The organism is Phytopseudomonas argentinensis, from assembly GCF_900113905.1.
Taxonomy (GTDB): domain Bacteria; phylum Pseudomonadota; class Gammaproteobacteria; order Pseudomonadales; family Pseudomonadaceae; genus Aquipseudomonas; species Aquipseudomonas argentinensis.
Genome location: NZ_FORC01000001.1, coordinates 1418516 through 1436609, shown reverse-complemented (window position 1 = coordinate 1436609; position 18094 = coordinate 1418516). Strand labels below are relative to the sequence as shown.

Here is an 18094-nt window from a genome sequence, read left to right as displayed (position 1 = left end):
GGTTTCATTAAATACGAATAGCGCCACGTGATGCCTTCTGAAAGGGCTTACCTGGTAAATCGTAGGCAAAAAAAACCGCGCCAGGCGCGGTTTTTAGTTGCAGATTATTGAGCTAACGCCAGCAGTCGCTCGCACTGGCGCCTGAAGCGGTGGCTCCTTTGACACCGTTCGCGGTGAGCGTGAGGTTGCCACATTTCGTATCGCTGAACTGTTGGGTGGCTGTAAGGGTATAACCGCCGTCACCATCAACCTTACCTACGGAAAAGACATATTTTCCGGTAGCCGATCTGTTGTTTGAAAGATTCATTCCTAATTTTCCAATGTCGTCCGCAGCCGTGACATAGGTATTGTTCTGGCTGTAATAGCGCTCCTGGCGAGCGGCCGCATCACTCAGTAACGCCTGGCCCTCTGTACGATTACCGCGTTGTACGTATTCGGTATAACTCGGATAGGCAATGGCCGCCAGTATGCCGATGATTGCGACGACAACCATTACCTCGATCAGGGTGAAGCCAGCGTGCCGAGCTTTGCCCATGGGGCGTCGAAGATTGCCTATAAGACTCATTATTTTTCCTCCGTGCGACGCCAAGCTTGACGGCCGATGCTGGTTGGGTCCGGATATATGTTGGTGCACGACTGGCCCGTGCAGTACTGATAGATATTGTTCGAGTTCTGCGACACGGTACCGCCACCCTCACCATCTTGGCGCACGGCAGAAACAACCTGAGTACCCACGTCCGTGGTTGGCGTGTAATCGAATGCTTTTTGTGTTGTTCTACCGCCGCTAAATGGGTTGATGGCATATGTCCAGTTGGCTGCACCATCGCCACAAGGATCGTCATTGGGCAGCAATGATTGGAAAAATATTGTACGGCCCAGTTGGGACATGTTCTCCACAATCATTTCGCCGTCTGCCTGTACTAGATTGAGGTACCAGCCATTCTGGGCCGGGAGCGTTCCACCCTGGCCGTTCTGTGCTGGCTGCCAGCGCACGGTATTGTTGCTCAGGATTCGACCCTGAATGCTGCTGCCATCGGCGCTGACCGTAGTGGTGTTGGTGATTGTCTGTGCCTGCAGGGTCGAGCGAGAAATATTGGGGTTGCTGGCGATCTCGCCCAGCGTTTCCTTGTCCCAGATACCATAGACGCTTTGCGACATGCTCTTGTCGCCTTCCTTGTCTCCAGTGTCATAGAAGCGGCCTGTACCGAAGACAATCAGATAGCCTACCCCAGTAGGGTGCGCCACCAGGCTTGGTGCCGATGTGATTGCCTGACGCTGAGTGCCTGCGGTATCCGCACTGGCCTTGAACAATGGGTTGCCCCCAAAGCCGACTCTGAAGTTACTGGCGGGTACATTATTGGTGACCTTGAATGGTGCCGTCACGTCGCGATTGGAGCGAAGCAGGTCAAAGCGCCACATATTGCCTTGCAAGTCACCGGCGTAAGCGTAGTCTGCGGTGCCGTCACCGTTGTAATCCCCGAGTTTCGGGGTGGACAGGCCGTTGGCCACACCATTGGTGCCCTGCACCTCTAGGCTTCTTACCAACGATCCATCCATGGCATCGACAATAAAGAGAGCTGCTTTGCCATTACTGTTGCCAGCGCTTTCGTAGCCATTGCCAAATACTACAGCCCATTTTCCAGTATGCAGGCGAGCAATGGTTGGTTGCGAGAAGGTGTAGCCCAGCTTCACGGCATTACTGTCAGTGATACTGCTTTCATCGAACTGCCATAGCAGTTTTTCATGGCCGGGCGTAGTGATATCCAGAGCGAATACCGATTTGCCACCCGCTTTCAAGGTGCCAACCAAGATAGTGCGCCATTCTGTACCGGTATAGACATCCGCTACCACGGGCGAGCCTTCGACATAGAACTCATGGCTATAGTTGCTACCGGTCAGCTTGTTGAGTTTCGGAAATACAGCGGATGGAATGAAGGCGAACTCTTCGACGCCGCTGGTAGCGTTGAATCCATGCAGCATTCCGCCATTGCCGCCCACGTAGACACGTGGAGTTCGGTTGGCAATCGACTGCTTGAAGTCCGTATAAGCAGTGTTGCCCTCAAGGCGATTGGTGAACTGCTCCAGATACCTGGGTGTATTCAGCACCACTGCGGGGGTCGAAGAGTAGAAGTCACCCAGTACGCCGCTGCGTCGGCGGAAAGTACTGCCTTCGCCTGTGCGGTCTCCACGAAGGTAGCTGATGCGGGCTGCAGCCTTGGTGTCAACAGCGTTGGCATTTTCGGGATCCCTGTTGAGGTAGGATGCCAAGGTGGTGCCGGAATAACTGGCCGAGCCAGCGTTGGTAAGATTGAAATCGGCAAGACCGGAGTTGTCGCTGCCGGCAATCTTGATACGACGGGCTGCGGGCCCTGGCGCGTTCGTCTTGGCGCTCCAGACTTCGGTCGTCTCCATAGAGTTCGTTGTCGCGTTCCATTTTTTCTCGAAGCGCTTTACGTCACCAGACCAGTTATCGTCACTTGCGTAGGAGGTCTGATAAGAGACCGTCTTCACTGAAGTGTCGCCATTCTCCTCGGAACTGACCTGCCCGGAATTGATAGCTGGACGTGCGGCGGTTGACTTGCGATCAGCGATACGGGAAAGAATGTCTGCAAATGCCTGCACCATTGCCTCCGGGCTATCGACGCTGAAGAAGTCACCGCGTGAGTTGATGGCGGCGTGCCAAAGGTCGTAAACCTTACCCGTGGCATTCGTCACTGCGGGCCAGGATCCGGTCCCCCGTTTCAGTGCATCATAGCCTGCACCTGTGTGAGTGCTGCCCTCCCAGGGAAGCCCTGTTGCTGACAAGGATTGGGTCAGGCCTAGCCCCATGACGAAGTTCGTCATGTGTTGCCAGGTGGCCGGGTCGTTGCGTGGGTCCCAGTAATCGGACGTCTCTGTGCCACTTTTGAAGGGGACGTAAGCCGGAACCTTATTGGCTAGGTTGGGGCGCAGGTCAGTGGCCCAATAATGCATCGCCAAATCGGCAAGGGTATCTTCCGAGGTGTCATTGAATGGGGCTTGTCCGCTGTATTTTTTCCCGTCGGGTAAGTCGATATTTTTGGAGTCGTGGTTGTAGTTCGTGTCCGGTTTTACGGTGTCGCCCCAAATTCCGTCAGTCATTACAATGTGGTAGCTGGCTCGGCAGGCATAGGTATTGGCGGTGGTATTGCCGCTACTGGCATAGGGTGTTTTTTGCCAGGGCGTATCTGTTCTATAAAACTCTCCGGCACGCTTCATGGCTGCCTGAAGAGGCGTGCCTCCGCTGAACGAGATGTTTTGCATCCAGTCGTACAGCGAACGTTTGTGCTGGCTGGAAAACGCTTGGAAAGCATTGCTGTTACAACTATTGTTCCGACCGTCGAAGCTGGTGCAACCCGCCAGACTCTGCCAGCTCAAACGAGCAGACGGAGACAGATCATAGAATGCCAGGTTCGCTGCGCTGATCGTTGCTAATGCACGATTGCGGTAAAAAGAATACCAGTTGGCAAAATTTGTCTTTTCTGTATCGCTGGTTACGAAACTGATGGAATAGCAACCGTCATACCTGTCGTCGTTGGCAAGTGCACAGTTTTGGCGATTGGCATCATAGGTGTAGTAATAAGCAGGGACGCCACGTTCTTGTAGAGTGCCTTTATACGTGTTGCTGGCTGTTCGAGAACAGCTTGCCTGAATATCTGTTAGCCAGTCCGGATGGCTGGCGCTAGCGGTGCAGGCTGATGCATTGTTTGCATCGCGTACGATGGTAAAGGTGATATTGCTCGCGGTGTTTCGTTGTGTTATCGCACGGCCACGCTCTGAGTTGGAGATAGTGACAGTAGCCGCGAAATCGGCCTCCGAGTTCCTGGCAAAGCGATTGTCGGTGTTGGCAATACCATAATCTGTAGGCAGGCCTGTATTTACTTCATAGGTCCAGTTGACTTTGTAGTCTTTTGATAAATCCACGGTGCCCAAGTTGTTTTTGTAGCCATTGACGCGAGCCGCGGTGAAACTTTGCTGAAGGCGCACTTCACGGCCATTGCTGTCATAGGACACCGGGGCCAGATACGTTGCTTGTGGGTTGTAGTAAATAGGGTTGAAACTATTCGATTTGCCTCGGCGAGCAGGCCCGGCACCACTGATCGAATCGGGTGCGAATCCCCAGCGCATACTGCCCGAGTTATCCAGGGTCAGCAGCATGTTGGGCGGAACGCCAATCGTCAGGCTCAACGGACTTTGCGAAACGGCGGCATAGCTGTTGGCACCATGCAGCAATGTAATGCCAAACAGCGCGCAGGAAAGCGACCTGGCACCGGAATTAAGTTTGGAATGACTCATCATGCCGATTCTCAATTGTTCAGCCCCAGATAAATATTGGCGTGCGTCGACTGCAGGTAAACCTGATCGTCTGCTTTGGCATTGTTGAGGTAGTAATAAGTACCTTGCCCTTCGGCGACCATTCCGTATTCGGCATTGACGGCGTTGTTGCCTGCCGTGACGGCTCGAGTACTGTTCCAGTAGGTAGTCCTTTCACTGCTGGTTTCCCGGGTGCCGGCTACGGTCTGATTGGCTGCGTCAGTGCCCCTATAAGGCATCCACAGCAACCCGCCGGCAGATTCAGATTTCAGGAAATTGGCAACAGTGCTTTTGGGGCTCTCCACGAACGCCTGCAGGTTCTCATCCTTGATCGCAAGTAAGCATGGTTTGTTAATGCCGTTGGTTTTGAGCGTATTGCCCAGTGCGCAATTAGCCGCCTTGCCCTCGAGCTTGTCGACCAGATTGGCCGGGCCGTAGTAGCGAAACTCAGCTTCTCGTAGCGCGGCGTCAGCTGCACTTTGCTGCTGGGTGTCGTGGGCGCGGTTTGCCGTGATGCGACTTTCCAGTGTCGTGCCTCGCATGCTACCGACGGCCATCAGGGTCAGTACCAGTAGCATGACCAAGGCGACCACCAAGACGGCACCTGTCTGTGACTGACGATTCGATAAGTGGGTCATGGCATTAGATTCCTGACAGTTTGAGTACTTCCGACGACTTGATAAATGCGTTTGTTATCGCCTGTTTGCAGGCGCGTTTTGGTCGCGTCAGGCGCCACCGCGAGCCAATCGGTGAGTACTTTGGAGTCGTCGCTATCCCGCTGCCCGGTTGCGCTTGCCATTAGCAGGGAGTAACGCACGCTGCGGATAGCTCCCGAACTGGTCGTCCAGTCTTTCTGCGGTACGTAAGACGTCACTTCTTTGGAAAGCACGTCACTGCTGCCAATACCAAAGTCCACACGCATATCGGCGATGCCTGTGAGCTGTTCGGTGAATTGAGGTGTCGTGGCGTTCAGGCTCTTGCACAAAAGCCTGCCGTTCTGCAGTGCGGTCGAAGCCCCAGGCTCATATTTGAAGGCAAGGACGATCAAGTCACTTGCGGTCAGGTTAGAAGGGAAGGCTTGCGTGAATGTGGTGTTACTGGCCACGCCCTGGCAATCGAGATCTCCACTTACCTGCGGCTGATAGCGTAGACAGAACCCCACCCCTTCGTCCGTAGCCAGGTTGGTAACGGACGCCCCTGCGCTAAAGGCCATGCAACCATCCGATGCCGCGCGTGCTGGAAAGGATGTTTCCAACAGGCTCGAAGGAGTACGGCGATAGCCGGCCTTCCCCAGATATTGATCGAGCAACAGCGACGCGAATCGCCCGCTGTCGAGATTGCCGCTTTGGCTCTGCTGGAACAGGTAATGCCGTTGGTTATCGATGTATACCTGGGTGATACCCAGAATCAGAAAGCTGCTGATCGCCAAGGCAATCAGCAGTTCGATCATCGACAAACCGCTTTGGCGCTTCATGTCATTCATGGCTGCACTCGCACGGTATAGGTACAGATGGTCGAAGAGTTGCTGGTGTCAGCTGCGTCCAGGCAGGTGCCTTCACGCACCTGCCAGGCCAGGCGGATTTCGATCATCGAGCCCTGACCATTGCAATTGCCGGCGCTGCTGCTGCGACAGATATACGAATCGCTGAGGAAGACGGTCGAGCCGCCCGGCAGCAGTGCCTTTGCCTTGCTGGCCCAGCAGTTACGTTGTTCGGCAGCGGTCCTGGGCACTACGGTAGCGCTCGCGACACAATCGGCTGGGTTGGAGAAATCCGACGCTTTGGCTTTGTAGAAAATCGAACTGCTCTTAAGACCGTTATTCATCGGGAATTGCGGTGCGGCATTGTTAAAGGTTTCGCTAGGGTTGGCTCGGATGATTTCCACCAACTCAGTGGCCAGATCTACCGCCACATTGCGCTGCACGGAGTCTTGTGAGTACTGCACGCTACGCCCTTGAAGGGCAACCATGCCGAGCACTCCGACGGTGGTTAGCAATAGAGCCACCAGTACTTCGATCAGGCTGAATCCCTTGTCCACGTTTTTCATCGCCATTCCTCGGTACTACTGACAGGCTGTCATGCTGGTGGTGGAGTTCGTCATGCCTCTTGGCCAGCTCCGTACGCTGCCGCTGGCTTTTACGTCGATGGTGTAACCGTTGGCGTGATCGCTACCTTGGCAGGTAAGCAAGGTCGTATCGGTACTGGTTCCGTTGTACCTGAACAGTATTTCAGTGACGGAAGTGACTACCGGATTCACCGTGCTGCCGGACGGGATATCCAGTCTGCGCAGCACTTTGGCGGTATCAGTACAGGTTTTCTTAACCGTCCAGCGGCCGCTCTCCTTGCAAACTCTCATGAATGTCTTTTGCTCGACTGCAGTGGTGCGTGCGTATTGCACCAGTGCCAGCATCTCGTTGTTCAACGATTGCGTACGACTCTTATTGATGAACTGGTTGAAGTTCGGAACGGCGATTGCGGCGACGATCCCGACCAGGGCGATGATGATCATCAGCTCAATAAGGGTGAAACCACGCCGCGTATGCGAGTACGCCGATGGCTGGCTATCCGAGAATCTTGGCATGGTTGTCCAGTCTAAATACAGGAGGGCATGCGAATCCTGACGGCTTCGCTGGTCGCTGTCTTCAGACCGTAGATGATCGGCCGTGAAGCACGGATGACTGGTCTAGCAGCAGCGGGAATTGTGACCGGTTCCAACTCTCAGACGGCCCTGGCGGTTCAGCGTCAGTAGCTGGTGAGGTCCATTGCTGTTGCATATGAAAATCGTACCGTTGCTAGTCCAGCTTGTTCCGTTGGGATGGAAACGGATGCTGTCGCCGCCAAAGCCCACTCTGCAGATGTTTTTCGTCGGGGCTGCCTGCTTGGTCACGATAGTCGGCTCATTGCCAGCCCTAGCTATAAGCCAATAACTGCCCCAGCTGCCGTCGCAGCTCTCACCGTCGCTCGAGCCGCATAGCTTGTATGTGCGCCCTTGAGTTATGGCATTGGCGCGGGTTTTCAGGATATGGCTGGCAAGCAGATCACGGGCCGACTCGTGACGTTTACTTTCCTGAAAGCGAGCGAAAGCGGGAAGGGCCGTGCTGATCAAGATACCCAGCAGAGCGACGGCTACCAGCAATTCCACCAAGCCCACAGCCCTCTGTTGATCTCTATTCATGATGCACCTCCTTATGCGCGTATGATTGGCGGCCTTCCTGGCTGCTTTTTCTGTTTACACCCTCAGGTGTCGCTGTCAAGGCATGCAGTTTGGTGATGGGGTGGGTTGTGGGTGCGGATGTAATCGTTATCGGTGGCGGGGTCATCGGGTTGTTATCAGCGTATCTGCTGGCTCGCGCGGGCGAGCGGGTCACGCTGGTGGAGCGCATGTCGGTCGGTGGTGAAGCGTCTTGGGCGGGGGGCGGAATTGTTTCGCCGCTTTACCCGTGGCGCTATAGCCAGGCGGTAACGGCCTTGGCGCACTGGTCACAGGATTACTACCCAGGCCTTGGCGAGCGCCTGCTGGCGAATACTGGCATCGATCCCGAGGTGCATGTCACGGGGCTGTATTGGCTGGATCTGGATGATCAGGCCGAAGCGCTGGCCTGGGCGCAGCGAGAGGGGCGACCCTTGCATGAGGTGCCTGTCGAGTCCGCTTACGCCCAGGTTCCTGCGCTGGGTGAAGGATTCGAGCGCGCCATTTATATGCCCGGTGTAGCCAATGTGCGTAACCCGCGACTGGTCAAAGCGCTGCGAGCTGCCCTACAGAATTTGCCGAACGTGACGTTGCTTGAACACAGCCCGGTGCTGCAGTTTGTCCGTGATGACGCGCGGGTAATCGGGGTTCGTACCGCTGAGGGCGAGATGCTGGCCGAGCAGGTGGTGGTCGCTGCTGGAGCTTGGAGCGGGGAAGTCTTGCAGAGCCTCGGGCTGGCGCTTCCGGTGGAGCCGGTCAAGGGGCAGATGATCCTGTTCAAGTGCGCCGAGGACTTCCTGCCCCGCATGGTCCTGGCTGGCGGGCGCTATGCGATTCCGCGACGTGATGGCCACATTCTGGTGGGTAGCACGCTGGAGCATGCAGGTTTCGATAAAACGCCGACCGGCGAGGCGCTTGCCAGCTTGCGTGCTTCTGCCGAAACGCTGTTGCCGGCGTTGCGCGATGCGCAGGTGGTGGGGCACTGGGCGGGATTGCGTCCTGGCTCCCCTGAAGGCATTCCCTTTATCGGCGAAGTACCCGGTCGCCCGGGGCTGTGGCTGAACTGTGGGCATTACCGCAATGGGCTGGTGCTGGCGCCAGCGTCCTGTCAGTTGCTGGCGGATCTGATGCTGGGGCGCGAACCGATCATCGATCCTGCGCCTTATGCGCCGGCTGGTCGCTTGAACTAGACGGTTACGTGGCTTTGGCAGCTTGCCCCGTTAGCAGGTCACCATGAACCTGGGTATCGCTTCGCTCAACCGCAGGCTACGGTCGCTGCCTCAGTCGATGCCCAGTTTCTTCAGGCGATAGCGCATCGAACGAAAGCTAAGCCCCAGGCGCTGTGCAGCGGCGGTGCGGTTCCAGCGGGTTTCTTCCAGGGCCTGCATGATCAGTTTGCGCTCGACGTCTTCCAGGTAATCCTCGATGTTGTCGATCTGCGCCAGGCTTGCGTCGCCGTTCTCGCCAGCCGGAGCGGCATCTGCCAGGCGCAGGTCGTTGGCGCAGATCACGTCGCCTTCGCACAGGGTGTAGGCGCGCTCCAGCATGTTCTCCAGTTCGCGCACGTTGCCCGGGAAGCGATAGCTCTTGAGCTTTTCCAGCGCCGGGCCGTCGAGCTTGACCGGTGGCAGGCCGATGCCTTCATTGAGGCGCTTGAGCATCACGTCGGCCAGCAGGGGGATGTCCTCGCGGCGTTCGCGCAGCGGCGGTACGCGCAGTTCGATGACGTTGAGACGGTAGTAGAGATCCTGGCGGAAGCGGCCGGCCGCCACTTCGGCGGCGAGATCCTTGTGGGTGGCGCAAAGGATGCGGGTGTCGACCACCACTTCCTGCTGGCCGCCGACGGCGCGGATGGCCTTTTCCTGAATGGCGCGCAGCAGCTTGACCTGCATGGTCAGCGGCAGGTCGGCCACTTCGTCGAGGAACAGGCTGCCACCATTGGCGGCCTGGAACAGGCCCTGTTTGTCTTCGACGGCGCCGGTGAAGCTGCCCTTCTTGTGGCCGAAGAATTCGCTTTCCATCAGCTCCGAGGGAATCGCGCCGCAGTTGACCGGCACGAAGGCGCGCTCGCGGCGCGGGCCCTGTTCGTGGATAAGGCGGGCGACCAGCTCCTTGCCGCTGCCTGATTCACCGCTGATGTAAACCGGCGCCTGGCTGCGCGCAAGTTTCTGGATCTGCCCGCGCAAGGCGCGCATCGGTGGCGACTCGCCCAGCAGGCGGCTGCTGCCCGGCGCTTCGCCTTCCTCGGCGGCATGCAGGCGCAGGGCAGTGTTCACCAGTTCGCGCAGGCGGCCCAGATCGACCGGTTTGGTCAGGAAGTCGAAGGCGCCGGCCTTGAGGGCGTTGATCGCCGTGTCGACGCTGCCGAACGCGGTGATCATCGCCACCGGCGTTTGCGGATGGCGCTGCTGGATATGCTGCACGATATCCAGGCCGCTGCCGTCGGGCAGGCGCATGTCGGTCAGGCACAGGTCGAACGGCTCCTTGGCCAGCCATTCGCGCGCTTCCTTGACGTTGCGGGCGCTGCGAGTGTCGAGTTTCATGCGCCCGAGGGTGATCTCCAGCAGTTCGCGGATATCGGGTTCGTCGTCGACGATCAGGGCTCTCTGGCGATTCATCAGGTCGTTCAGCTCATTTTGCGCGGGTGCGCGAAGGTGATACGGAAGCAGGCACCGCCGCCTTCACGCGATTGATAGTGAAGATGAGCCTGGTTGCTTTCGCAAAGCTCTCGGGAAATATACAGGCCCAGGCCGGTGCCTTTGTTCTCCGTGGTGTAGAACGGCTCGAAGATGTGATGCAGTTGGTCTGCCGGTACGCCTGCGCCGTCGTCAAGCACCTCGAGCACCGGCAGATCGTTGCGCGGATCGCGGAACAGCTTCAGCCAGACCTGGCCCTGTGGGTGCAGTTTGGCGCTGTGGCGCAGGCCGTTCTGAACCAGGTTGGTGATGACCTGGTTGAGCTGGTTGGGGTCCATGCGGGTCTGGATGCTGCTGCCCTCGATGGTCAGGTGCAGCACCTTGGAGGCCGGCGCGGTGCTGCGAAATTCGGCGGCGAAGCGGTGCAGCCAGTATTTCAGATCCAGCAATTGCGGCTCCGCCTGACGCCGGCGTGACAGCTGCAGGACGTTCTCGATGATCAGGTTCATGCGCCGCGAGTGATCCTGGATGATCTGCGCCAGGCGCAGATCTGGCCCCTGCAGGTCTTCGGACTCCTGCAGCAATTGCGCGGCGTGGCTGATGGCGCCCAGCGGGTTGCGAATCTCGTGGGCGATGCCGGCCGTCAGCCGGCCGAGGGCGACTAGCTTGAGTTGCTGGGCCTGCTGGGCGATCTGCGAGATGTCATCGAGCAGGATCAGGATATGCCGCTGGCCGCCGCGCTGCAGGGGGATAAAGCTGGGCTGCAGGGTCGGGCCGTCGCTGAGTGTCTGCAGGCTGGCCGGGCGCAGGCTGCTGTTTTCCTGCCACTGCTGCAGGCGCTTGACCAGCTCGGTGCAGTGCGGATCGAGAATCTTGCCGGCCAGGTTTCGCTGGCCCAGCAAGCCGAGTGCCGACTGGTTGGCCAGCAGCACGCGGCGTTGTTCGTCCACCACCAGAATGCCGGTGCGCATGCGCTGCAGAATCAGGTTGTTCAGGGTTTCCAGGTCCGCCACATCGGCAGCCCGCTGTTCGGCCAGGCTCTCGCTGACCTGCAGGCGCCGGGTCAGCCCCTGTACGAACAACGCCGCAGCGAAGCACAGCGCGCCCAGTGCACCGACCTGCACGTACTGACTGCTGGCCTGGGGGTGGTTGAGGCTCAGGTAGAAGGTCAGGTAGATCATGCCGATCGCCGCGGCAGCGGCGATCAACACACCGAAGCGCCCGCGCAACAGGATGTTGGCGATTGCCACGGAGACGATCAGCAGGTTGCCGATACCGCTTGGTGTGCCGCCGCCAGCGTAGAACAACGCCGAGAGCAGCATCACGTCGCCCAGCGCCACGGTAAAGACCGGCACCAGGCGATTTGGCGTGTGAATGATCAGCGCGATCAGGATATTGAGGATCAGGTAGACCCAGCTGGCGCCCCGAAACAGCGACGCGTGGGCCAGCTCCAGCAGCTCCGAATCCAGGTTGGCGGACACCAGCAGCACCAGCACCACGCCAATGACCAGGCGATAGAGATGGTACAGCCTGAGGATACGATGCCCTTGTGGGCCGCGTACAGCGAGGGCGCTATTGGGCACCGGGCTTGGGGCCTTGTTCCAGGTGGGCCTGGCTGCAGTACCAGCGCTGCGCCAGTTGCACGGCGTGTTGCTGGGGCGTGTGCACGCCGCAGTGGGCGCAGCGCACCATGGGCGCCGGGTTGTCCGCAGGTGGTGCTGCCTTCTGGCGCTGGCGTGTGGCGCCGACATAGCGCCGCCATAGCCATATGGCGGCAAAGATGATGGCTATCCAGAACAGCAGGCGGAACAGACCCATGGCGCTCTCTTCGTGTCGAGTGATGGGGCAGTGTAGCTAACGAGGCCCTGGGCGGACAGTTACCCGATCAGCGTTTTTGCAAGGGTTCAAAAGCACGATGCCAGTCGTTTGACTGGCATCGTTGGCAGGCAGCTGGAGACCAGGCTCAGTCGAACAGGCCGAAGGTCATGTAGCTGAACCACGAGCGCTTGGGCGCCTGTTGCGCCTCGCCCTGTTCGGAAGACTTCAGCTCCGCCGGCATCTGGTCGACCGCTTCCTGATACTGGCGCTGCACGTCCTGGCTGGCCTGGGTCTGGCTCGGCGGTGGCGGCGCGTCGCCTTCGATCAGGCCCAGGGTGGCCTTGGCCAGCCATGAGCGCTCATCAGCGGCTTCCTCGCGCGGCACGAACTCGCCGTTCTCCAGGCTCGGATGACCCGGGTAGTTGAGCTTCAAGGTTTCCAGGCTGGTAGCGGCCAGGTCGTCCAGGGTCAGGCGCTGGTAGGCTTCGACCATTACCGCCAGGCCGTCACCGACCGCTGGGGTTTCCTGGAAGTTCTCCACCACATAGCGGCCGCGGTTGGCGGCGGCGACATAGGCGTGGCGGGTCAGGTAATAGTGGGCCACGTGGACTTCGTAGGCAGCCAGCAGGTTGCGCAGGTAAATCATGCGCTGCTTGGCATCCGGGGCGTAGCGGCTGTTCGGGTAGCGATTAGTGAGCTGAGCGAACTCGTTGTAGGAGTCGCGCGCGGCGCCCGGGTCACGCTTGGTCATGTCCAGCGGCAGGAAGCGGGCGACGATGCCGCGATCCTGATCGAACGAAGCCAGGCCCTTGAGGTAATAGGCGTAGTCGACGTTCGGGTGCTGCGGGTGCAGGCGAATGAAGCGCTCGGCAGCCGAACGTGCGGCTTCCGGCTCGGCATTCTTGTAGTTGGCGTAGATCAGCTCGAGCTGCGCCTGCTCGGCGTAGCGACCGAAGGGATAGCGCGATTCCAGGGCCTTGAGCTTGGTCACAGCGCTGGTGTAGCTGCCGTTGTCCAGGTCTTGCTGAGCCTGCTGGTAAAGTTCTGCCTCGCTGAGGTTTTCGTCCAGGACTTCCTTGGACGAACAGGCGGCGGTGAGGGCGAGGATGGCGATCAGCAGCAGGTGTTTCACTTGCATGGCGGCTTGCGTCCCTGGGACGGCGGCTGTCTTGGGCAGGGCCGTCCTGTTATGATGAGCGCCCCCGGTACCCCTGGGGCAAAGACGCCGTATTTAACCACAAGCGTGTAGCCGAAACCAAAGGCTATGCCCCCGCCGTTGCCGAGCATGTCATCTATTAATAAGCAGGCCATTGAGTTAACCGCCGAGGTCCCCGCCGATCTGGGCGGTCAGCGCCTCGACCAAGTCGCCGCCCAGCTGTTCGCCGAGCACTCGCGCTCGCGTCTTTCCGGCTGGATCAAGGAGGGCAACCTGACCGTCGACGGCCAGGTGCTGCGTCCGCGCGATATCGTCCACAGCGGCGCCGTGCTGGCGCTGTCCGCCGAGCAGGAAGCCCAGGGCGAGTGGATCGCCCAAGACATCGAGCTCGATATCGTCTACGAGGACGAGCAGATCCTGGTGATCGACAAGCCTGCCGGCCTGGTCGTGCACCCGGCTGCCGGGCATGCCGACGGCACCCTGCTCAATGCCCTGCTGCACCACGTGCCGGACATCGTCAACGTGCCGCGCGCGGGCATCGTGCACCGCCTGGACAAGGACACCACCGGCCTGATGGTGGTCGCCAAGACCATCGAGGCGCAGACCCGCCTGGTCGATCAACTGCAGAAGCGTACCGTCAGCCGCATCTACGAGTGCATCGTGATTGGCGTGATCACCTCGGGCGGCAAGATCAACGCACCGATTGGCCGCAGCTCGTCCCAACGCCAGCGCATGGCGGTGACCGATGGCGGCAAGCCGGCGGTCAGCCACTACCGCGTGCTTGAGCGCTTCCGCTCGCACACCCATGCCCGGGTCAAGCTGGAAACTGGCCGTACCCACCAGATTCGTGTGCATATGAGCCATATCGGCTTTCCCCTGGTGGGCGACCCGGTTTATGCCGGCCGCTTCCGCATCCCGCCGGCTGCCAGCCAGACCATGGTGCAGAGCCTGAAGGAATTCCCGCGCCAGGCCCTGCATGCGCGTTTCCTGGAGCTGGACCACCCGATCACCGGTGAGCGCATGAAATGGCAGTCGCCGTTGCCGGACGACTTCGTCTGGTTGCTGACCCTGCTGCGCCAGGATCGCGAGGCGTTCATCGGATGAGTGACAAGGCCCATGACTGGCTGACGCCGCACTGGCCGGCGCCCGAGTGGGTGCGCACCTGCGTGACCACCCGGGCTGGTGGTGTGAGCCTGGCGCCCTATGACAGCCTCAACCTGGCCGCCCATGTCGAGGATTACCCGGCAGCGGTGGCCAAGAATCGCCAGCGTTTGCTCAGCCAGCTCGGCTGTCGGCCGGCCTGGCTGCAGCAGGTGCATGGTATTGCCGTTGCCCATGCCGACCCGGAAACGGTGGTCGAAGCCGACGCCAGCTGGACGGCGACACCCGGCATCGCCGCCACGGTGATGACCGCCGACTGCCTGCCGGTGTTGTTCTGCGACCGCGCCGGCAGCCGTGTGGCGGCAGCCCACGCCGGCTGGCGCGGCCTGGCCAATGGGGTGTTGGAAGCCACACTGGATGCACTGGCTATCGAGGCGGACAACACGCTCGTCTGGCTGGGCCCGGCCATCGGCCCCCAGGCCTTCGAGGTTGGCGCCGAGGTGCGTGAGGCCTTTGTCAGCCAGCATGCCCAGGCCGCGGGCGCTTTCATGCCGAGCCAGAATGCCGGGCGCTTCATGGCCGATATCTATCAGCTGGCGCGCATTCGCCTGGCTGCGCGCGGTGTCAACGCGGTATATGGCGGCGGCTTCTGCACCTTCAGCGACTCGCGGTTCTACTCCTACCGTCGTGCGGCCCAGACCGGCCGCTTCGCTTCGCTTATCTGGCTGGCCGATCGCTGAGATCTAGCCGTCTTGGTTAAGGGGGCGGCGTGCGCCGTGAATGATCGGCTCGCTCTTGTGTCATGGCCACAGGAGCTTTGCGCCGGGGCGACGCTGCTACCGATCAAGCGGCTCACGCGCTTGGATGCGAACCGCGCGCCTGACCCCCGTCAAACCGCCCCCGCTTGAAACCCGCACAATCGGCCTCATCTATGCTGCATCTCGGCAGGTTCTTCAGTTAGGCGCATCCATCGCGCCGGCCTGCCTCCAAGAGGAAGGATGACGCCATGCGAATCGACCGTTTGACCAGCAAGTTGCAACTTGCCCTTTCCGACGCCCAGTCCCTGGCCGTCGGCCACGACCATTCCGCCATCGAGCCGCTGCACCTGATGCAGGCGCTGCTCGACCAGCAGGGCGGTTCCATTCGCCCGCTGCTGATGCAGGTGGGCTTCGATGTGAACAGCCTGCGCCAGGCCTTGAGCAAAGAGCTCGACCAACTGCCCAAGATCCAGAACCCCACCGGCGACGTCAGCCTGTCCCAGGACCTGGCGCGCCTGCTCAACCAGGCCGACCGCCTGTCGCAGCAGAAGGGTGATCAGTTCATCTCCAGCGAACTGGTGCTGCTCGCCGCCATGGACGAGAACACCAAGCTCGGCAAACTGCTGCTCGCCCAGGGCGTGAGCCGCAAGGCGCTGGAAAACGCGGTGAACAACCTGCGTGGCGGCGATGCGGTTAACGATCCGAATATCGAGGAGTCGCGCCAAGCGCTCGACAAGTACACCGTCGACCTCACCAAGCGCGCCGAAGAGGGCAAGCTCGATCCGGTGATCGGCCGTGATGACGAGATCCGCCGCACGATCCAGGTGCTGCAGCGCCGCACCAAGAACAACCCCGTGCTGATCGGCGAGCCCGGGGTGGGCAAGACCGCGATCGCCGAAGGCCTGGCCCAGCGCATCGTCAACGGCGAGGTGCCGGACGGCCTCAAGGACAAGCGCCTGCTGTCCCTGGATATGGGCGCGCTGATCGCCGGCGCCAAGTTCCGCGGCGAGTTCGAGGAGCGCCTCAAGGCTGTGCTCAACGAGCTATCCAAGCAGGAAGGTCGGGTGATCCTGTTTATCGACGAGCTGCACACCATGGTCGGCGCCGGCAAGGCCGAGGGTGCCATGGACGCCGGCAACATGCTCAAGCCGTCCCTGGCCCGTGGCGAGCTGCACTGCGTGGGCGCCACCACCCTGAACGAATACCGCCAGTTCATCGAGAAGGATGCCGCCCTGGAGCGGCGCTTCCAGAAGGTGCTGGTCGACGAGCCGAGCGAGGAAGATACCATCGCCATCCTGCGTGGCCTGAAGGAACGCTACGAGGTGCACCACAAGGTGGCCATCACCGACGGTGCGATCATCGCCGCGGCCAAACTCAGCCATCGCTATATCACCGACCGCCAGCTGCCGGACAAGGCCATCGACCTGATCGACGAAGCCGCCAGCCGCATCCGCATGGAGATCGACTCCAAGCCCGAGGTGCTCGATCGTCTCGATCGCCGTCTGATCCAGCTCAAGGTCGAAGCCCAGGCGCTGAAGAAGGAAGAAGACGAGGCGGCCAAGAAACGCTTCGTCAAACTCCAGGAAGACATCGCCAAGCTGGAGAAAGAATACGCCGATCTGGAGGACATCTGGAAGTCGGAAAAAGCCGAAGTCCAGGGCTCGGCGCAGATCCAGCAGCGCATAGAACAGGCCAAGACCGAGCTCGAAGCGGCCCGCCGCAAGGGCGATCTCAATCGCATGGCCGAGCTGCAGTACGGGGTGATTCCCGATCTGGAGCGCAGCCTGCAGATGGTCGACCAACACGGCACCACGGAAAACCAGCTGCTGCGCAGCAAGGTTACCGAGGAGGAAATCGCCGAAGTGGTTTCCAAGTGGACCGGTATTCCGGTGTCGAAGATGCTCGAAGGCGAGCGCGACAAACTGCTGAAGATGGAAGGCCTGCTGCACCAGCGGGTGATCGGCCAGGACGAGGCCGTGGTGGCGGTGGCCAACGCCGTGCGCCGTTCGCGTGCTGGCCTGGCTGACCCGAACCGGCCCAGCGGCTCGTTCCTGTTCCTCGGCCCGACCGGGGTGGGCAAGACCGAGCTGTGCAAGGCGCTGGCCGAGTTCCTGTTCGACACTGAAGACGCCCTTGTGCGTATCGACATGTCCGAGTTCATGGAGAAGCACTCCGTGGCCCGGCTGATCGGTGCGCCACCCGGTTACGTCGGCTACGAGGAGGGTGGTTATCTGACCGAGGCGGTACGCCGTAAGCCTTATTCAGTGGTGCTGATGGATGAGGTGGAAAAGGCTCACCCGGATGTGTTCAACGTATTGCTGCAAGTGCTGGAGGACGGCCGCCTGACCGACAGCCATGGGCGCACCGTGGACTTCAAGAACACGGTGATCGTGATGACCTCCAACCTGGGCTCAGCGCAGATTCAGGAGCTGGTCGGTGACCGAGAGGCGCAGCGTGCCGCGGTGATGGATGCGGTGGGTAACCACTTTCGGCCGGAGTTCGTGAACCGTATCGACGAAGTGGTGGTATTCGAGCCACTGGCTCGCGAGCAGATCGCCGGGATCGCGCGCATTCAGCTTTCGCGCCTGCTGCAGCGTCTGGCCGAACGCGAGCTGAGCCTGGAGCTGTCCGACGAGGCCATGGACAAGCTGATCGCGGTTGGCTACGACCCGGTATATGGCGCACGGCCGTTGAAGCGGGCGATCCAGCGCTGGATCGAGAACCCGCTGGCGCAGCTGATCCTGGCCGGCAAGTTCAACCCTGGCAGCACGGTGACCGGCAAGGTCGAGAACGACGAGATCGTCTTTGCCTGACATTGATGGCAGCAAAACAAGCGGCCGGTGTGAGCGATCACACCGGCCGTTTTTATGGGGCATACAGGCGAGAGCAAGGCCGTAGGTGCCATCGAGCAAATGCGTAGCTATGTGGTAGCGGGTAGCTGAAAAGTCGCCTCACTTGTCGGCGACGGCTATCAGTGGTTCTTAAGCTGGCCGCGTATCCCTGTGGGAACGGGCCATGCCCGTGATTTTTCGCGGGCATGACCTCCCACAGTTGGGCGCTGTAAGGCGGCTAGCACCCGTCACGGTTGCTGTCAGCAGTTCTTG

At 60.2% G+C, this 18094-nt stretch carries 15 protein-coding genes; 4 read left to right on the top strand and 11 right to left on the bottom strand.

Features of this window, described 5'->3' with window-relative positions; all coding sequences use genetic code 11:
- Positions 1–112: 112 nt before the first annotated feature.
- The 7 genes from BM154_RS06520 to BM154_RS06490 all read right to left on the bottom strand — a co-directional run bounded on the left by BM154_RS06520 (position 113) and on the right by BM154_RS06490 (position 7506).
- Positions 113–565, bottom strand: coding sequence for a type IV pilin protein (locus tag BM154_RS06520; RefSeq protein WP_279626211.1), 453 nt, complete (start codon positions 563–565; stop codon positions 113–115).
- Positions 565–4317 (bottom strand): pilus assembly protein, encoded by a 3753-nt coding sequence (locus tag BM154_RS06515; protein ID WP_244157066.1) that lies wholly within the window; start codon positions 4315–4317, stop codon positions 565–567. The genes BM154_RS06520 and BM154_RS06515 overlap by 1 nt, the downstream gene beginning before the upstream one ends.
- Positions 4318–4325: 8 nt before the next feature.
- A complete protein-coding gene (locus BM154_RS06510) occupies positions 4326–4970 on the bottom strand; it encodes a PilX N-terminal domain-containing pilus assembly protein (protein ID WP_074881528.1) in 645 nt (214 codons plus the stop codon).
- Complete coding sequence (locus tag BM154_RS06505; protein WP_074881527.1) at positions 4967–5815, bottom strand: PilW family protein; 849 nt, start codon at positions 5813–5815, stop codon at positions 4967–4969. Before BM154_RS06505 ends, BM154_RS06510 begins: the two co-directional genes overlap by 4 nt.
- Positions 5812–6378, bottom strand: a complete 567-nt coding sequence (gene pilV / locus BM154_RS06500) for a type IV pilus modification protein PilV (RefSeq protein WP_074881526.1) — start codon at positions 6376–6378, stop codon at positions 5812–5814. Before pilV ends, BM154_RS06505 begins: the two co-directional genes overlap by 4 nt.
- Positions 6379–6393: 15 nt before the next feature.
- A complete protein-coding gene (locus BM154_RS06495) occupies positions 6394–6912 on the bottom strand; it encodes a GspH/FimT family pseudopilin (protein ID WP_074881525.1) in 519 nt (172 codons plus the stop codon).
- 102 nt (positions 6913–7014) lie between these two features.
- Complete coding sequence (locus tag BM154_RS06490; RefSeq protein WP_074881524.1) at positions 7015–7506, bottom strand: GspH/FimT family pseudopilin; 492 nt, start codon at positions 7504–7506, stop codon at positions 7015–7017.
- 95 nt (positions 7507–7601) lie between these two features.
- Here BM154_RS06490 and thiO point away from each other — a divergent pair, with 95 nt between their 5' ends.
- Positions 7602–8711, top strand: a complete 1110-nt coding sequence (thiO, locus tag BM154_RS06485) for a glycine oxidase ThiO (protein WP_074881523.1) — start codon at positions 7602–7604, stop codon at positions 8709–8711.
- A gap of 90 nt (positions 8712–8801) precedes the next feature.
- Here thiO and BM154_RS06480 read toward each other — a convergent pair whose 3' ends face one another.
- The 4 genes from BM154_RS06480 to BM154_RS06465 form a co-directional block, all read right to left on the bottom strand.
- Positions 8802–10139 carry a sigma-54-dependent transcriptional regulator gene (locus BM154_RS06480; RefSeq protein ID WP_070884486.1) on the bottom strand — a complete coding sequence of 446 codons (1338 nt, stop codon included), beginning with the start codon at positions 10137–10139 and terminating at the stop codon, positions 8802–8804.
- A gap of 8 nt (positions 10140–10147) precedes the next feature.
- Entirely contained in the window at positions 10148–11740 is a 1593-nt protein-coding gene (locus BM154_RS06475; RefSeq protein WP_074881522.1) for a sensor histidine kinase, read from the bottom strand.
- A complete protein-coding gene (locus BM154_RS06470) occupies positions 11730–11975 on the bottom strand; it encodes a PP0621 family protein (RefSeq protein WP_074881521.1) in 246 nt (81 codons plus the stop codon). Before BM154_RS06470 ends, BM154_RS06475 begins: the two co-directional genes overlap by 11 nt.
- Before the next feature lie 145 nt (positions 11976–12120).
- Positions 12121–13113: an outer membrane protein assembly factor BamD gene (locus tag BM154_RS06465; protein ID WP_074881520.1), complete on the bottom strand. Its 993-nt coding sequence runs from the start codon at positions 13111–13113 to the stop codon at positions 12121–12123.
- 147 nt (positions 13114–13260) lie between these two features.
- Here BM154_RS06465 and rluD point away from each other — a divergent pair, with 147 nt between their 5' ends.
- The 3 genes from rluD to clpB all read left to right on the top strand — a co-directional run bounded on the left by rluD (position 13261) and on the right by clpB (position 17803).
- On the top strand, positions 13261–14235 hold the full coding sequence (gene rluD, locus BM154_RS06460; RefSeq protein WP_074881519.1) for a 23S rRNA pseudouridine(1911/1915/1917) synthase RluD: 975 nt from the start codon (positions 13261–13263) through the stop codon (positions 14233–14235).
- Positions 14232–14972 (top strand): peptidoglycan editing factor PgeF, encoded by a 741-nt coding sequence (pgeF, locus tag BM154_RS06455; RefSeq protein WP_074881518.1) that lies wholly within the window; start codon positions 14232–14234, stop codon positions 14970–14972. Before rluD ends, pgeF begins: the two co-directional genes overlap by 4 nt.
- 266 nt (positions 14973–15238) lie before the next feature.
- Positions 15239–17803, top strand: a complete 2565-nt coding sequence (gene clpB, locus BM154_RS06450) for an ATP-dependent chaperone ClpB (protein ID WP_074881517.1) — start codon at positions 15239–15241, stop codon at positions 17801–17803.
- Positions 17804–18094: the final 291 nt, after the last annotated feature.

Coding starts and splice junctions, on each gene's coding strand:
- rluD (WP_074881519.1), top strand. CDS start 13,261: ATGTCATCTATTAATAAGCAGGCCATTGAGTTAACCGCCGAGGTCCCC.
- pilV (WP_074881526.1), bottom strand. CDS start 6,378: ATGAAAAACGTGGACAAGGGATTCAGCCTGATCGAAGTACTGGTGGCT.
- clpB (WP_074881517.1), top strand. CDS start 15,239: ATGCGAATCGACCGTTTGACCAGCAAGTTGCAACTTGCCCTTTCCGAC.
- BM154_RS06465 (WP_074881520.1), bottom strand. CDS start 13,113: ATGCAAGTGAAACACCTGCTGCTGATCGCCATCCTCGCCCTCACCGCC.
- BM154_RS06505 (WP_074881527.1), bottom strand. CDS start 5,815: ATGAATGACATGAAGCGCCAAAGCGGTTTGTCGATGATCGAACTGCTG.
- BM154_RS06495 (WP_074881525.1), bottom strand. CDS start 6,912: ATGCCAAGATTCTCGGATAGCCAGCCATCGGCGTACTCGCATACGCGG.
- BM154_RS06510 (WP_074881528.1), bottom strand. CDS start 4,970: ATGACCCACTTATCGAATCGTCAGTCACAGACAGGTGCCGTCTTGGTG.
- BM154_RS06490 (WP_074881524.1), bottom strand. CDS start 7,506: ATGAATAGAGATCAACAGAGGGCTGTGGGCTTGGTGGAATTGCTGGTA.
- BM154_RS06470 (WP_074881521.1), bottom strand. CDS start 11,975: ATGGGTCTGTTCCGCCTGCTGTTCTGGATAGCCATCATCTTTGCCGCC.
- pgeF (WP_074881518.1), top strand. CDS start 14,232: ATGAGTGACAAGGCCCATGACTGGCTGACGCCGCACTGGCCGGCGCCC.
- BM154_RS06515 (WP_244157066.1), bottom strand. CDS start 4,317: ATGATGAGTCATTCCAAACTTAATTCCGGTGCCAGGTCGCTTTCCTGC.
- BM154_RS06520 (WP_279626211.1), bottom strand. CDS start 565: ATGAGTCTTATAGGCAATCTTCGACGCCCCATGGGCAAAGCTCGGCAC.
- BM154_RS06480 (WP_070884486.1), bottom strand. CDS start 10,139: ATGAATCGCCAGAGAGCCCTGATCGTCGACGACGAACCCGATATCCGC.
- thiO (WP_074881523.1), top strand. CDS start 7,602: ATGGGGTGGGTTGTGGGTGCGGATGTAATCGTTATCGGTGGCGGGGTC.